The organism is Spiroplasma endosymbiont of Tricholauxania praeusta (assembly GCF_964019535.1).
Classification (GTDB): Bacteria; Bacillota_I; Bacilli_A; order Mycoplasmatales; family VBWQ01; genus Spiroplasma_E; species Spiroplasma_E ixodetis_A.
Map to the genome: position 1 here is coordinate 923,818 of NZ_OZ026450.1, position 16,001 is coordinate 939,818.

General features: G+C 23.2%; 21 protein-coding genes. 1 reads left to right on the forward strand and 20 read right to left on the reverse strand.

The window, feature by feature from the left end:
• Window positions 1-212 precede the first annotated feature (212 nt).
• Window positions 213-1,166 (reverse strand): hypothetical protein, encoded by a 954-nt coding sequence (locus tag AACK96_RS05005; RefSeq protein ID WP_338973646.1) that lies wholly within the window; start codon window positions 1,164-1,166, stop codon window positions 213-215.
• A 159-nt stretch (window positions 1,167-1,325) separates the two neighbouring features.
• Between AACK96_RS05005 and AACK96_RS05010 the strand changes: the two genes are divergently transcribed.
• Window positions 1,326-2,449, forward strand: a protein-coding gene (locus AACK96_RS05010; RefSeq protein WP_338973306.1) for an IS3 family transposase whose coding sequence is annotated in 2 segments (ribosomal slippage) — window positions 1,326-1,569 and window positions 1,569-2,449 — 1,125 coding nt in all. Because the reading frame shifts where the segments join, the coding sequence is not laid out codon by codon here.
• 339 nt (window positions 2,450-2,788) lie between these two features.
• On the opposite strand, the gene AACK96_RS05015 is transcribed toward AACK96_RS05010, so the two are convergent.
• The 19 genes from AACK96_RS05015 to AACK96_RS05105 all read right to left on the reverse strand — a co-directional run bounded on the left by AACK96_RS05015 (window position 2,789) and on the right by AACK96_RS05105 (window position 15,756).
• Window positions 2,789-3,196: a transposase family protein gene (locus tag AACK96_RS05015; protein ID WP_338973314.1), complete on the reverse strand. Its 408-nt coding sequence runs from the start codon at window positions 3,194-3,196 to the stop codon at window positions 2,789-2,791.
• Window positions 3,197-3,219: 23 nt separating this feature from the next.
• Complete coding sequence (locus AACK96_RS05020) at window positions 3,220-3,642, reverse strand: transposase family protein (RefSeq protein WP_338973316.1); 423 nt, start codon at window positions 3,640-3,642, stop codon at window positions 3,220-3,222.
• Between the two features lie 72 nt (window positions 3,643-3,714).
• Window positions 3,715-4,839 (reverse strand): hypothetical protein, encoded by a 1,125-nt coding sequence (locus AACK96_RS05025; RefSeq protein WP_338973648.1) that lies wholly within the window; start codon window positions 4,837-4,839, stop codon window positions 3,715-3,717.
• Between the two features lie 18 nt (window positions 4,840-4,857).
• Window positions 4,858-5,235 carry a hypothetical protein gene (locus AACK96_RS05030; RefSeq protein WP_281747963.1) on the reverse strand — a complete coding sequence of 126 codons (378 nt, stop codon included), beginning with the start codon at window positions 5,233-5,235 and terminating at the stop codon, window positions 4,858-4,860.
• 16 nt (window positions 5,236-5,251) lie between these two features.
• Window positions 5,252-5,440, reverse strand: a complete 189-nt coding sequence (locus AACK96_RS05035) for a hypothetical protein (protein WP_174480113.1) — start codon at window positions 5,438-5,440, stop codon at window positions 5,252-5,254.
• Window positions 5,441-5,480: 40 nt separating this feature from the next.
• Window positions 5,481-5,639, reverse strand: coding sequence for a hypothetical protein (locus tag AACK96_RS05040; protein ID WP_338961498.1), 159 nt, complete (start codon window positions 5,637-5,639; stop codon window positions 5,481-5,483).
• Between the two features lie 16 nt (window positions 5,640-5,655).
• The gene (locus AACK96_RS05045) at window positions 5,656-6,483 is read right to left on the reverse strand and encodes a hypothetical protein (RefSeq protein ID WP_338973649.1); all 828 of its coding nucleotides are present in this window, start codon (window positions 6,481-6,483) and stop codon (window positions 5,656-5,658) included.
• A 119-nt stretch (window positions 6,484-6,602) separates the two neighbouring features.
• On the reverse strand, window positions 6,603-6,848 hold the full coding sequence (locus AACK96_RS05050) for a hypothetical protein (protein ID WP_338973650.1): 246 nt from the start codon (window positions 6,846-6,848) through the stop codon (window positions 6,603-6,605).
• The gene (locus AACK96_RS05055; protein WP_338973652.1) at window positions 6,848-7,123 is read right to left on the reverse strand and encodes a hypothetical protein; all 276 of its coding nucleotides are present in this window, start codon (window positions 7,121-7,123) and stop codon (window positions 6,848-6,850) included. The genes AACK96_RS05050 and AACK96_RS05055 overlap by 1 nt, the downstream gene beginning before the upstream one ends.
• Window positions 7,123-7,335, reverse strand: coding sequence for a hypothetical protein (locus AACK96_RS05060; protein ID WP_338973522.1), 213 nt, complete (start codon window positions 7,333-7,335; stop codon window positions 7,123-7,125). The genes AACK96_RS05055 and AACK96_RS05060 overlap by 1 nt, the downstream gene beginning before the upstream one ends.
• Window positions 7,304-7,597 carry a hypothetical protein gene (locus AACK96_RS05065; RefSeq protein ID WP_338973423.1) on the reverse strand — a complete coding sequence of 98 codons (294 nt, stop codon included), beginning with the start codon at window positions 7,595-7,597 and terminating at the stop codon, window positions 7,304-7,306. The genes AACK96_RS05060 and AACK96_RS05065 overlap by 32 nt, the downstream gene beginning before the upstream one ends.
• Window positions 7,587-8,024 (reverse strand): hypothetical protein, encoded by a 438-nt coding sequence (locus AACK96_RS05070; protein ID WP_338973653.1) that lies wholly within the window; start codon window positions 8,022-8,024, stop codon window positions 7,587-7,589. The genes AACK96_RS05065 and AACK96_RS05070 overlap by 11 nt, the downstream gene beginning before the upstream one ends.
• Before the next feature lie 8 nt (window positions 8,025-8,032).
• Window positions 8,033-8,236, reverse strand: a complete 204-nt coding sequence (locus AACK96_RS05075; RefSeq protein WP_338973654.1) for a hypothetical protein — start codon at window positions 8,234-8,236, stop codon at window positions 8,033-8,035.
• A gap of 134 nt (window positions 8,237-8,370) precedes the next feature.
• Window positions 8,371-8,889, reverse strand: a complete 519-nt coding sequence (locus AACK96_RS05080; protein ID WP_338973655.1) for a hypothetical protein — start codon at window positions 8,887-8,889, stop codon at window positions 8,371-8,373.
• A gap of 764 nt (window positions 8,890-9,653) precedes the next feature.
• A complete protein-coding gene (locus AACK96_RS05085) occupies window positions 9,654-10,697 on the reverse strand; it encodes a hypothetical protein (protein WP_338973657.1) in 1,044 nt (347 codons plus the stop codon).
• 105 nt (window positions 10,698-10,802) lie between these two features.
• On the reverse strand, window positions 10,803-12,614 hold the full coding sequence (locus AACK96_RS05090; protein WP_338973659.1) for a PTS transporter subunit EIIC: 1,812 nt from the start codon (window positions 12,612-12,614) through the stop codon (window positions 10,803-10,805).
• Window positions 12,615-13,052: 438 nt separating this feature from the next.
• Complete coding sequence (gene der / locus AACK96_RS05095) at window positions 13,053-14,384, reverse strand: ribosome biogenesis GTPase Der (RefSeq protein ID WP_281749413.1); 1,332 nt, start codon at window positions 14,382-14,384, stop codon at window positions 13,053-13,055.
• Window positions 14,385-14,411: 27 nt separating this feature from the next.
• The gene (gene cmk, locus AACK96_RS05100) at window positions 14,412-15,083 is read right to left on the reverse strand and encodes a (d)CMP kinase (protein ID WP_338973662.1); all 672 of its coding nucleotides are present in this window, start codon (window positions 15,081-15,083) and stop codon (window positions 14,412-14,414) included.
• A 16-nt stretch (window positions 15,084-15,099) separates the two neighbouring features.
• Entirely contained in the window at window positions 15,100-15,756 is a 657-nt protein-coding gene (locus AACK96_RS05105; RefSeq protein ID WP_338973664.1) for a hypothetical protein, read from the reverse strand.
• Between the last annotated feature and the right edge of the window lie 245 nt (window positions 15,757-16,001).

Below are 16,001 nucleotides of genomic sequence, written 5' to 3' on the forward strand. Positions count from 1 at the left end.
GAGACCACGTACTTTACATACGCTTAGTAATCATAACGGTATACGGTTTATCTTAAAGGACTTTATTACATTATAACATATTAAAAACTTATTAAAGTAAACTTTAATAAGAATTTTTGACTTATAAAAGTAAGTATTATTGACTAATATTTTACAAGTGTTAAGATTAACATACAATTGCATATTGAAGTCAAAATTATTCTCGTCTAACTTTATAATTTTAAGACAAATTTGAATATTATTGACATCTTCGGTACGCTCCCTAATTTATATATACTTTCTCGTAATTTTTCAAAATATGGAGTATCTTTTCAAAATTTATTTAAACCTTTTTTTAAATAAAATCTAATATCAAAATATTTAAAAGTTTGATTTGCTTTTAAAACAAGTTGATGAATAACATTATTTTTAAAATTAAATTTAATAGCATTAGCACGAATTTTTTGTAAATCTAAAATTAAAGTTTTTCCATATCTATTTTCTGTATGTATTGTATGAACTAAATTTAATCAATCATGTTGATTCATGGATAGTACTTTTTTTAAATCAGTATTATATTTTTTTAAAAAGTTATTTGCTTTTTCAATATCTTTAATTTTAAATTTAGGAGTTAATTGTGGACTTAGTTTTATTAATGTATTTTGTAATAATAAGTAATCTTTTAACTCTTGTGCTTCTAATTTTTGAAAATTATTTTTATATTGTCTTTCAGCAACATAACCTAAATCTCGTAATACTGTTTCACGATTAGGAGTAAAACTATAATTCATTAAATAACGTTTATTACCAATAATTTTATCTGTTAAAATTTCTTTTCCACTTACTTGACTAATAATTTCTTGTAAATTTTTTGCTTCTTTAATTCCAACTTGTTCTAATGTTTTAGTTTTTTGTGCTAAATTAATAAATTTAGTAGTACGATAACCACGACTAATTTTATTAATTCCAGCAAATGCTGGTAATATATTAAAAAAAGTATTTAATGGTGTTACATTTCCTTTTAAATAATCATAAACTTGATTAATAGTAAAATCAGTTAAAAATTCTACACCAACAGCACTAATACTAGCAATTAAATCACTTGCACCTAATCCAAGTGCTAAACTTTCACTTAAACCACCAGTAAAAGGAGCAAGTGCTACTGCTATAACTTGTACACCAATCATTTCTAAAATTTCTCACCAAAAACTTTTATTTTCTTGCTGTTTACTTATTCTAGTATGTTTTGGTTTATTTATGTTTAAAAGTATTGGATGGGTTACACTTTATTGGACACTAATTACGTAGACAAGTTCACAAATTAGTTAAAAGAAAGGAAAATAATTATGGCCAATATTAACTCATATTCAGATGAATTTAAAAAACAAATAGTAGCTTTATATCAAAGTGGCAAGTCAGTATCTTGTCTTGTTAAAGAATATAACGTTACAAGAGCGGCTACTTATAAATGAATTAAGCAATTTACTAATTCAGGCAGTTTTAAAACCAAAGATAATCTTTCTGATTTAGAAAAACAATTAATTCAAGCAAATAAAGAATTAAAACAATTACGAATGGAAAATGATATTTTAAAGCAAGCAGCACTAATAATAGGCAGAAAATAGAAATTATTGCAAATAATAAATCTAAATATAAAATTCGCACAATGTGTCGTTTTTTAAAACTCTCTAAATCAACATATTATTTTAATTTAAAGAAAAAAAATAAAAATCAAAATAATATTTATGATGAAGCTGTTATTAGTGCTTTTAAAGAAAATAAAGAAGTTTATGGTACTAGAAGATTAAAAGTCATACTAGCAAACCAAGAAATTTATTTATCACGCAGAAAAATTAAACAAATTATGAATAAGCATAATTTAATATCAAAATACACTAAATTATCATTCAAAAATCATCATAATAAAGTCAATGATAGTCAAATTACCAATCTTGTTAATAGAAACTTTAATAATAAAATTAAAAATGAAGTTATTGTTAGTGATTTAACTTATGTTCAAGTTAATGGTAAGTGAAACTATATTTGCTTATTAATAGACCTATTTAACCGCGAAATTATTGGACATAGTGTAGGTACTAAAAAAGATGCATCATTAGTATATCAAGCATTTATGCACTCAAATCGCTGTTTAAAAGATATTGAAATATTTCATAGCGATCGCGGTAACGAATTTAATAATAAAACTATTGATAAACTTTTATTAGCATTCAACATAACTCGATCTTTAAGCAAAAAAGGCTGTCCTTATGACAATGCTGTTGCTGAAGCAACTTTTAAAACTTTCAAAACTGAATTTATTAATGATAAAAATTTTACATCATTAATCAAATTAAAATTAGAATTATTTGATTATATCAATTGATACAACAACATAAGAATTCACAGCACCTTAAACTACCTAACTCCAGTTAATTATCAAAAACAAGTGTCTACCAAAAAACAGTCCTAAAAAGGGTTGCCATTCCAGTATTGCTGTACTAGTTGTACCGATTGGCATGGTATTAATTTCCTTTATTTAAGAGTTATTTTAATTGGATTTGTTGTTCCTTTATAATTTAAATCATTAACATTTGAAGAAATAACTATAGACATATTCCATAATTAAATTTAATCAATTGTCAATAATACTTTTTATAAATTTTTTAGTGTTATTAATTATAAAAGTTAATATTTTCCGAAAAAATAGTTTAAAAATAAGTTTCTATTTCGAAAATAAAAAAATGTTAATAATATTTTTATATTAACTTGATAATAATTTCAATTTTAAAAAATATATTTTTGATTTTTTTTATTTTAATGGTTTTATTTTATTAAAAATTTTACAAAGTAAGTTAAATCTTAAGTACATAAGTCTAAATTTACTTTTTCTACATTTATTTACTAAAATTTTGAATCTTTTTAATCAAGCAAAAACATGTTCAACTTTGATTCTAATTTTAGATACAATCTTATTATATTTTCTTTCTTGTTTAGTTAATTTTTTATTTTTACTTTTTTTAATTGGTATTATTGTATTTTCATAAATATTTTGTATACCTTGATATCCTAAATCACCAATAATTATTGTATTTTTAGAAAATACAAGATTTGAATTTTTTAATATTTGAAAATCATGCACTTTGCCATTATCAGCAAAAATATCAACAATATTTTTATTAAAAAAATCATATACAATTTGAAATTTTATAGAATACATTCAACTTTTACCAGAAAAATATTCTAACTGTAGTTTTTTTTAGTTGGTCTTTCAATTTCAATCTCAGTTGAATCAATTAAATAAAATTGAAATTCATTTAAATTTTCTTGTTTTTTATCATTTTTTGATTTATATTTTTCTTTTAAAAATTGATAATCTCTATCATTACTAAGTTTATTTTCAACTCAAGTAATATTTCGAAAACAGCTTGAAGGACTCATTTTATATTTAATACTCATTTGAAAAAAAGTATAATATTCTTTTCAATATTCAAGTGTCATCATCAATCTTTCTTCAACTGAAAGTTTATTTTTTCGACCTTTAGTTTTTTCTAATTTTTCTATTTCAATTAATTTTTCTAACATTTCATTAAAATGAAAATGTTTTATACCAAAATATCTATAAAATTTATCATTTTTTAATTTTTTTAAATTTTCAAAAGCCATATTTATCAACACCTTATTAATTCATTAATAAAATAAATTATAAAATTATTACTTGATTTTTCAAAAAAATAATTACGGAATATGTCTTATGTATAAATCACCTGCTTTTTGTTTTTGATTACTTACATTAGTTTTTCCTTGTGCATCACTAAAATATTTAATAGTTGGATTTGTTAAATTTGGATTTAATGATTTAAGTTCATTAGTACTTTTTATTTGTGTATTTAATTCACTATTATTGTTATTAACATTTGCAGTAATATCAATTGTTAAACTTGTAATTTTAGTTTTTAAATCAGTTTTATCATTATTAATGATTGCACATAACATTCAACGTGAAGTTGTTTCTTCATCTGTTATATAGGGTATTGATTCACCAGTTACTTCTCCACCAACTAAATATCTTCTTCCAACTTTACCATCAGCAATATCTTGAACATATACAACTGTATTTTGCAACATATATCTTTTCATTGCTCTTGGTGTTGCTAAAACAAAAGACATAATTTTAGTTTCATTATTATCAGTAAAAGTCATATAATCATCCATAACAATTTGACATAGTACACCTTTAATATATAAATCATTTCCATTTAATCTTAATTGTTGAGCAATCTGATTATCAGTAATTAAACCTTTATTATTAGCTAAATAAACAATACTATCATAAAGATTATTAGTAATAAAAAAACGACAATTATTACTATTTCTTAGTTGAAATAAAGTATTTCAAGCATCTAACATTGATTTTAAATATCCTACTGGTGTTTTATCAGTAATATCTACTTTAGTTGCATATTTTGCAATTACATTTGTATCATTATTTGCTAAATAATCTGCTAAATCATTAGCAACTTCATATTGCATTGTATTTAATAAATTTTGTCCATTTTCAGCATTTAAATCAACATTAGCAATTATTTCACCTGCAACTGCTTCTTCTTTAATTTCTTTTAAAATTTTAATAGTTTCAGCATAACTAACATCTAATCCTTTGCTTTTATCATTTCATTTTAGTACTTTAATTTCTGGATTTTTTGGTTTTTTAACTATAAATTCAATTTTTGTAGAATTAACCATTTCAATAGGAAAAAAACTTGCTCATGGTGAATTTGATTGTTTATAAAATTCTATAAACTCTGGTGCTTCTACTAATTTTTCGGTATTATCTAAATTTTTATTGAATGGTACTGCCATTTTTTATTTTCCTTTCTGTTATAAATTATTTTTCTTTTTATAATCCAATAAAGTACTTTTTATTGAATTTGGTTGATTTGTTATTATTGTCTGTGGTTTGCCACCTGTATTAATTGTTTCTTTAAATACTGGTTGTTCTTTAATCATTTTTTTAATAGTTTCTTCAATTTTTGAATTTTCTAAATTATTAGTTTTAAATTTTAAATAATCATAAAATTCACTTTTAACTTGATATTTTTTAAATATATTAATCATTTCTTTTTCTTTAATTTCTTGATTAAGTTTATTTAACTTATTTTCTGCTTCATTAACTTTATTTTCTATTTCTTGTGAAGAAGCATTATTTTCAGTTAAAGGTTCAGTTGTTTGTTGAACATTATTTTCATTTTCTAACATTTACATCACCACTTTTTTATTTATTTTCTTTATTAATCTTTTCATTTAACTTTGCTAATTTTTTTTGATGTTTAATAATTTTGTTATTTGCTCTAACATGTTTTGGAGTTGTGATAAATCTTTTTAATAAAACAATAATTTCTCTGCAAATTAATGTTCCAACACTTGTTCCAATAATTATTAATTCATGTAAAAATTCTTTCATCTCAATATTTTCCTTTCAACTATTTATTTTTAATTTTTAATTATTCATCAAATTGACCACCATTAATTCTTTCAATCATCGATTTTGAATTACTTATAATGCTTACTAATAAGGCAATTTCTTTATTTAATTGTTCCATTCTCTCTTTATATGTATGAATTTCATTATTATAATATTCAAGTAATTTTTCTTTATTCATAAATTATTCACCTCCTTTATAAACTCATGTGATTATAATCTCAATTTAATGAAGCATTATCATGATTTAATGGTACTTCGCTCATATTATCACTACCATAATATTGACTTGCAGTTTCACTATTAATAGTAAATCTATTGTCATTAATTAATCTTGTAGTTTCATCATTAAATGATGTTTCTTGCATTTCTTCATTATGATGTGTAGTTTCCATAGGTAATAAATTATGGATAATTTCACTTGCACCAGCAACAATTGTAGGTACTGCATAAGCATTATTAAAATTATTATTAATACCCATTGCTACACCACTTGATATTAAACATCCACCAGTTGCCATATTACAAATCTTTCTTATTGTTTCAAATTTATTAGGTATTAACTCCGTTAATCCATTAATAAGATTTGATATACCATAAGCATTTAAACTAATATATGTATCTCAATCCATTAATGACTGATTTTCTTGTTTATTTAATAGTAATCATGGCGGACCTTCTGTTGTAGTTGTAGTAGTTATTGGAATTGGTGTTGTTGGAATAATAGGATTAATATTATTTTCTGTTCATTTACTATAATTTGCTAAACCAATTGTTCCTAATCCTAATGCTATTTTTTTAGAACTATTAATTAATTTAGTTTTAGTATTTGGTCTTTGATTTAAATTTCAAATATCTAAACCTAATTTTTTACCAAATAATAAACTATTAATTGAACCTAATATTGGATTAGCAATTACTTGACCATAATAAGCACTTGTACCAATCATTGCACAAATAGGACTTATACCAGTTCTAATTAATTTGGTTAAAGTATAATTTGATTGTGTATTTTCGTTTGGCATTTTATTCTCCTTTATTTGTTTTTATCAGTTCTCTTATAACATCTAATAAGGAATCTACTACATAAGAATTTAATTCAAATTCATAATTTCTAATTTTAATTTTTTCCTTTTGCATTTGTTTAATCTCCTTTAATTTCTAATTTTTTAATTGTTACTTTAATTCAACCTTGATAAACATCATTATCACCAACTATTAATGCAACATTACTTTCGGGGTCAGAAACAATTATGTGTTTGGATTTAACATTTGGGTATTGTCTTAAAATAATTGCTCTAATATCATTACTTGTATGAATTGCTTTTGGAAATGGTGATAATATTTCAATTTCATCTTTATTTTCAAACAAAGTAGGTAATATTATCATTAATTATTCTCCTTATTTTTAATTTGATTAGCAATTTCAAGTTTTTCTTGTTCCAATTTATCTTTTATTATTTGATTTTTTCTAATTATTTCTTGTTCTAATGAATAAATATGTTCTGACATTTTATTTATTATTAAATTTATATAATGTATTTCTTCTTCAATATTATTAAATGCAAGAGTTCCTATTTTAATTTTTAAATTTTCTAATACTTTTTCCATATCTTTTTTTATTACTAAATCAGTCATTTGTTTTGGATTTTGATTAAAATTCATTATATTTTTTCTCCTTTTTGTAAAATATCTTTTATTATTTCTAATTCAGTCATTCTAATTTCATTTGTTTTAATAAAATTTTGCAATCTTTCAATTTCTTTTGTATATTTATTAATATTTTCTTTATGCTGCTTAATTCTGTCATTAATATATTCTAATGGTGTATTTTTAATCATTTTTTTACTCTTTTCATTTTTTAAATCATTTAACATTGATTGAACAAAATGCACGATTTTTAGGAATATTTAAAGTATTAAAAATTTGACCAGTTACAATAATTTCATCGTTTTTGTTTAATAAAATACATCGTCTATAAAATTTTGGGTTATTAAAAATTAAAGTAACATAATTTAATCCATTTCATTGACCACGAACACTATAATATAATTCCTTATTACCTTTTTCGTAATATTTTGCTTCAATAGTGTTACTCAGTTTTACTTTTAATTTGACATAATTTGCTTTATCTTTCATTTTTATAATTCCTTAAATAGTATTGAATATGCTTATAAGCATCTTGTTCATGTTTTGTTAATTTTATATTTCCTTTATAATTTTCTATTTTAGTTTTATTTTTTGGTTCACTTTCTAAATAATCTCAATTCATAACATCTTCTACTAATACCATTAATGCACCAATAATCTTAGGTGTTGCTAATGGATTAGTTAATAATTGTTTTGAGCTTAAAAAGAAATTTTCTACAATAACTAATATTTTTTGATTAATAAATTGTTTTTTAATTAATTTAAAATATTCTTTATATATATTTTTACTTTCTAAAACTGTTTTAATTTTGAATGTTTCATTAAAAGTAATATTATTAGTTTCACTTGAATATATAACCATTCCATTATTACCAATTCCAGCAGGATCAATTCCAATAATTAAGTCATATTGCATTAATTAAGTTAACCTCTAATAACCGTTTTAATAATTTCTAAATCACAATTACATCAACAATATTTACATTCTTCAATAAATTCTTTATGACCACAAACTAAATTATCTTTTTTTAAATCATCAATCAGTTTAATTAGCCCTATTTTAAATTCAATATCATCACTGTCTGGTATGCAAATCGTTCCTCTTTTAGTTAAATATTCTTTATTCATATTTATGCCTCCTACTTAACCTAATATTTAAAATACAGTCATAACAAATCGCTTTACTATTTTTATCTCTTAAAAAATATTTTCTTGTTTTTATATCATTAGTATTAAAGAATAAATAATCTAATTTATTTTGTTTACATGTTCAACAAAAATACTTTTTCATTATGAGTTGAAATTTCCTTATATGAAGTAACTATATAATTAATTGGTAAATCATCGTGTTTATATGGATTATTTATTTTAAAACTTTTTCTATTTTCTTCTCATGTAATGTTGTATTTAAAACATGGATTTGTAATATTAGTTTTGTTATCTGTTATTTCACCCATAAATCAACTATTATGCTGTTCATAAAATGTTAATGGTTCAAGTTTGATATCATTAAGATAATATTCTTTGGGTGTTTCTTGTTTATTAACAGTTATTTTTTGGTCTTTAATATATGGTTCTAATAATTTTATTAATTCATTACCACTTAATTCTCTTTTAATATTTTCTAAATTAAAAACTCAATATGTGTAACTGTTATCAACAATAAAAGAATTATTTTTAATCATTCATTTTGGAAGCGATAATTTATATTCAACATAATCAATAAGAATAGATTGTGGTTTATCTTTAACAATTTGTTCTTTTTTAAATTCTATTTGCATAATAATCCTTTCCTAATATGTTCTGTTGCTTCTAGCATAAAGAACATATATTTTGATTTTTAGATTATTAATAATACTACTATTAGTTTTATTCATTCCATGAAAACTGGGCTCAAAAATAAATTGTGAAATTTTAAAAAGAAATCGAGGCATTCGATTCAATACTTATTTAATTTGTGTTAAACAAATTAATATTTTAATTGAACCGGCACCGCTCAATTTTTTTTACAAGTTTGAAATTTATTTTCTCGCCCAAAAAAATTTTTCAAAAAAAATAAAAAATAAAACCAACACTTGCTCACTGGGGAGTGGCAAGGTTGGTTAAATAAAGAATAGAATTAATATAGTAGGTTCCCTAGTAGGTCTATATATACTAGTTTCCAATTCGCTCCCACCCCAAGAATTACCATTAAATGGTTAGTATAATTTATTAGGTATCACTCCACTTTTTATTTATTCATGCAAGTCCACATGTTCTAGCTACTATTTTTAACAACTGTGTTGTAGTTCACTTTTTTAGTTCCCTAACACGTGTTGATAATAGCGTTAAAGACGGTTATTAAAAATTTTAAAATTTTACAATTACAAAAAAAGACAAGATTATTTCTTGTCTTTTTCCTTGTTAATAATTTTTATTTTATCTTATAAAATCTATATTTTTTAAAATACGTCGAATATAAATTTAAGGGTAAAAGAGAATTTAATTTGTCTATCATCATTTTTAAATGGTAATTTCGGAAATAAGTTACTAATATGATAATTAATTATTTCGTAACTTTGAAAACCGCCCTTTTAATCATTTCAATATTACTATCAATATTTTTTTCAATCTCGCTTAAATATTGCATTGAATCATTTTCATCAAAAATTTGATTTACAATTTTCGTTAAAGGTAATGGAGAAGTAACTGGTTTTTGAAACATTTCAAAAATAATTTTTGACAAATCAAAAATATTTTGAATTTTTAATTTAATTCCCTTAATTTTCAATTCATTCTTTTTAGATTTATTATTTTTAAAATCATAAATTTTATTTTCATATTCATCGAATAAATTTACAATTTCCTTTTTAAAAATTTTATCAAGTTCTTCAATATTTAATTTATATGGAATTTCAGAATTACTATCTTTAACTAAAATATCCTTAAATTTATTTTCTCTTGACATTATGTCCTTAATTTTTTCATATTCATTGCTTGTTAAACTAATTTTATTATCGCAATCTTCATCAGTAACAAAATATTTTGATTGATTAGCAATAAAGTTATAAATATTTAATACACCTAATTGATGATTTTCACAAATTGATTTAAAATGTTTTAATATTTCAAAATTATTATTTAATTGCTCTCTTAGTTTATTTAGGTTATTTAAGTCCTTACACGAACTAATTTTTTTAATAAAAAAAATATTATCATTTTTCAGGATTTCTATTTTCGTTTTCATAAATTCAATATTAGTAATATCTTTTTTAATAAAATCACTAAAATCACTAAATAATAAAGGATGATTAAAAACATTAATTATTAAAATAATTGAAATCAAACTTTTCAAACTGTATAAATTGGCTTGATCAATATATTGCAAAGAACTATGCAAATTTTTTCTAAACAATTGACTATCAAATTTTTCATCTTCCTGTTGATAATATTTGGCAATATTATTAATAGAACTATCAATAGCATTATATTCTGCACAAGTTATATAAATAATATTAAGTGCAGTAATAATATCTTCTTTAGTTAATGTTGGTACTTGTGATTTTATTTTTTGTAAAATGTTAGTAATTAAATGTTTACCTACTGACATTATTTTTACTCCTATCTTTTTTAATCAATTAAAAGCTCATATAGCTATTAAATAGTTATATGAGCTCTAGTAGCTTTAATATTATATTGTAATAATCACTTTCAATTATAGATTAACTTTAGCTTTAATATTCAAAGTTGCTGAATTTTGTAACTGTGCCTTTATTGCATTGGCTACATGTTCAACATCGGTACCAATAACAATTTGCAAAGCTTCTTTACTCAAAATTTTAGTACCAAATGCTCCTGCGGCCTTAACTTTTGCCAAATTAACACGTGATGTATCTTTAACAATCAAACGTAACCTAGTAGCACAATTATCAATTTCAACAAAATTATCTGCACCAATTGCTTCAATTAATTTTGTTGCCATTAGTGTATATTTATCACTTTTAAGATTTTTATTGCTTAACTCTGATTTTGTTGTTACTTTACTTTCTTCAACACCAAAATCTTCTTCTCTTCCTGGTGTTTCAATATTCATTTTAGTAATTAATGTATAAAATACAATAAAATAAACTCCACCAGCAGCCACAATTAATAATAATACTCATAGTGGATTTGAAGTAATATGATAAGCACCAGTAGCATGATTAGCAAATCCTCATGATTGAGCAAAAGAAATGCAATAGTCAATAATTCCAGCACTAAAACCAAAACCAACTTGGATATGCAATGCTGTCGTTATTGCAATAAATATCCCTGTTAATAAGGCATGAATTACCAATAATAATGGGGCAATAAATACAAATGAAAATTCAATGGGTTCAGTGATTCCACTAATAAAAGAAACTAAAGCAACTCCTCCTAAAAATCCTGATACCATTTTTCTATTTTCTTTTTTAGCTGCCATAATCATAGCTAAGGCAGCAGCGGGAATACCACCCATCATAATAGGAAAGAAACCTGATTGAAAAAATCCAGATCCTTCAATACCTCTAGTAAAAGCATTAATGTCTCCATTTACTCATTCTGTTGTTCCAGATGCAGCACCTGTAATTGGAGATATTATCTGACCATTAATTGGTAATTGAAATCAAAAAAAAGTATTTAAGATTTGATGTAATCCAAAAGGTAATAATAAACGATTTAATATTCCATAAACAGCTGTTCCTGGAATAGCAACTGCTGGATTATTTGGATTAGCAACTAATTGACCAAATTTCATTAATACTAATTGAATTCATGGTCAAACAATAGCAAATGCCAAAGCAGTGGGAATAGTTATTGCTAAAGCCACCATTGGTGCAAATCTTCTACCACCAAAGAATGATAACGCTTGAGGAAGTTTGATTTCTTTATATTTATTATATAAAACTGCAGATAAACACCCCGCTACAATTCCACCAAAAACACCAATGTTTAATACATAAATACCACCGATAATAGTTTTACCATCTGTTCCAAATTTTTCTACATAAAATAATGACGAAAATTTTTCACCTTTACTTGATGTAAAAGTTAAAACATTTTTATATAACATTTCTGGTAATGAGTGTTCAATTGACGTCATTGCAGCTATTGCTAAATAAAATACTGCTCCAACTAATGCAGCTTCACCACGATGATCTTTAGCTAAACCAAATGCTAAACCCAAAGCAAATAATAATGGTAAATTATCAAATACTATTTTTCCTGGTTGTTGAATAATATATGAAATTCAATAACCCACTTCATTAGTAACATGCATAACACCAGCATCAGTTGTAGTAGTAAATGTAAGTCCTAATGCTCCAAATCTGTTTAAAATAGCAGCGAATGGTAATACTGAGATTGGAAACTGTAATGCTTTACCTAAGTCTTGTAAAAATTTTAAAACATTATTTCAAGGACTTTTTTCTTTTGAGGTTTTTAATTCAATATTACTATTTTTTGTTTGATTTTTTTCTTTATGTTTTTTTCAGAAAACTAAACCCATATTTTAACCCCTTCCTAAAACTTTTTCTTAATTTTTCAAAATTAAAACATTGAACTTATTGAAACTGATAATAGCACAATGGCACCAACTGTTGCACAAAACATTAAAAATATATAAAGAGCTTTATTTCAAAAATGAAAAACTTGATATGTAACTTTTTTTGGTTTAAATAAAAATTGCTCGTTAATCAGGCTCCTTTCTTTACGTAATTTTCTTTTAAATAAAAAAAACACAAGAAAAATAATACCAACACAAATCAAACCAATGATAAACATTATTCACATTGCCGATGTTGATAAACTTTTATTGTGCGATTCTAATGTTAAAAAATTTAGCATAATCATTTACACTTTCTAATCATTAGTTTTTTATCTTAATAAATATTATTATACAATAATTTTCTTTAAAATAAATATAATCACAAAATTTTACACTTTTTTATTGTTTATTATACAATGACTTACGCATTCTAAATCTTAATTTAATTGGTACACCCTGAAAACCAAATCGTTCACGAATTTGATTAATTAAAAAACGTTCATAAGAAAAATGACATCGTTGTGGATCATTTACCATTAAAATAAAAGTAGGCGGATTTTTTTCAACCTGTGTTGTGTAATATATCTTTAATCTACCACCTTTAAAGTAAGGCGGCTCATTAATTAATTGAGCTTTATTAATTATTTCATTAAGAATACTTGTTTTAATTCTTAAATTCATATTAACTAATACTTCATTAATAGTAGCAAATAAAGTATGAATTCTAGTATTTTCTAAAGCAGATAAATATACAACAAAAGAATACTCAAGATATTTAAATTTTTCTTTAATTTTTTTAGTAAACTCTTGCATTGTTTTTTCATTTTTTTTAACTAAATCTCATTTATTAACAATAATAATAACTGGCTTATCTAAATTTTTTGCCATTCCTGCTATTGTTAAATCTTGTTCTTGAATTTCAACACTACCATCTAATAAAAACAAAACAATATCACTACGTTCAATGGCATTAGTAGTTCTAATTAAACTATATTTTTCTAAATCTTCAGTAATTTTTCCTTTTCTACGAATTCCCGCAGTATCAATAACACAATATTGTTTTTTATTATAAACAAAATTACTATCAATAGCATCAGTTGTTGTTCCTGCTATTGGTGAAACAATAACTCTATTCTCTTGAAGAATAGTATTAACTAAACTTGATTTACCAACATTGGGACGACCAATAATTGCTAAATTAATATTTTCTTTTTTTTCTGTATGAACCTCTTTTGGTAACTTAGTAATTATCATATCTAATAAATCACCAAAACCAACACCATGACTAGCAGATACTAAAATTGGTTCGCCAAAGCCAACTTTTAAATAATCATAAATTTTATCATTATCTTTTTGAACATTATCATATTTATTTGCAATAATAATAACCGGTTTCTTAGTTCTGTATAATAATTTGGCAATATCTTCATCTTCGTGAGTTAGACCTTCTTGATAAGAACAAACAAATAAAACAATATCAGCCTCAGCTAAAGCAATATTAACTTGTTGATTGATTTGTTGAGTAAAATTAGTAATCGTTTTAGTAATACCACCCGTATCAATAATCACAAAATTTTGTGTTAATCATTCACCAATGCCATAAATTCGATCTCTAGTTGCTCCAGGCATATCTTCAATTATTGCTACTTTTTTTTGTAATATACGATTAAAAATTGAAGATTTACCAACATTAGGGCGTCCTACAATTACTACTTTTGGTAACTTATTCATTTTATTCAAATCCTTATATTTAAAATATTATTTTTTATGACTAAAGTAATTATCATATAAAATTTTTAATTTATCAACGGTCGTTTGTAAATTATAATCACTATTATCTAAAATAACTGCATCTTCAACAATTACTAGTTGGCCAGTGCTACGAGTTTTATCAACATTATCACGAATTACCATATCGTTATATACTTGTTCTTGCGTAATATTAATACCCTCTTTAATATACTGTTTATATCTTCTTTCACTACGAGCGTGTAAACTAGAAGTTAAAAAAATCTTTAATTGAGCATCAAGTAAAACAACACTACTAATATCTCTGCCAACGACAATAAAGCCTTGACTTCTAACCATTTCTTGAATTCTAGCAACCATAACTTTTCTAACTTCAGATAACGAAGCAATTATTGGTACTTTACTAGTAACATTTTTATCATAAATTTCTTCTGTTGGTGGTTGATCATTAAATAAAAAATGACCATTAACTCATCTTATATCAAAAAGTTGTAGTGCTTCAAGTATTAAATCTTCACTTTCAAAAGCAATTTTATTTTTTAAACAATGATTAGTAAAACTACGATACATAATTCCTGTATCCATAAATTGATAATCAATTTTTTTAGAAAGCAAATATGCTGCCGCTGATTTACCACTAGCTGCTGGACCATCTATTGCAATATTAATCTTTGGGTACATTGTTTTTCTCCATTCTCTACTTAATAAATAATATTAATGATAATACTAACACGACTATTAAAATTAAACAAATAATGATAATACTAAATACTGTTAAACTTCATTTATAATTATGCTTAATTTTAATTTTTTGTAATTCATCTTGAAAATTATTATGTTCTTGATTAATTTCTTTTAGTCCTTTATTAAGATCACTATTATTTATTTTATACTTTTTATATTTAAATTCTAAATTTTTAACAAAATTTTTGACATCATGAATTTTACTTTCTAAGTCTTTTTGAAATTCATTTATTTTATTATGCATACTATTAATTAACGTTTGATATTCCAAGTTAGTACTTATTAATGGCACATCAACTATTTCAAAATCAATATTTTCACTATATTTTTTTAAAATATTATTAATATTTTCTAACATATTTTCCAATATTAATTTATCATTATCATCTAAATGTTGTTCATTATTTTTAATAAAATAATTTTCAAAATTAACTAAATTTAAATCAGAATTTAATTTTTGAAAAATTGGCTCAAAATATGATTGATCAATTTTTATTAGTTGCTGATAATAATTTTCTATTTTTTGTTCTTGTTCTCAAAGCTTACTATTTTCTTTAATTTCTTTAGTAATTTGTTCACGTAAACTTTTATACTTTTCCATTCTTGTCATTAAAGCACCCACAAATTAATATTTAAAAAATTCCAATACTGATTTATTTTTAATAGTAATAATAATTTTCTTGATTATAACATAAATATATAAAATCATTATAATATACAAATTTAACTATTGATAATATTGATAATATTTTAAAAAATAATTGTTTTTGCTTAGTTTTGTTTTAAACATTAGACATATTCCGTAATTATTTTTTTGAAAAATCAAGTAATAATTTTATAATTTATTTTATTAAT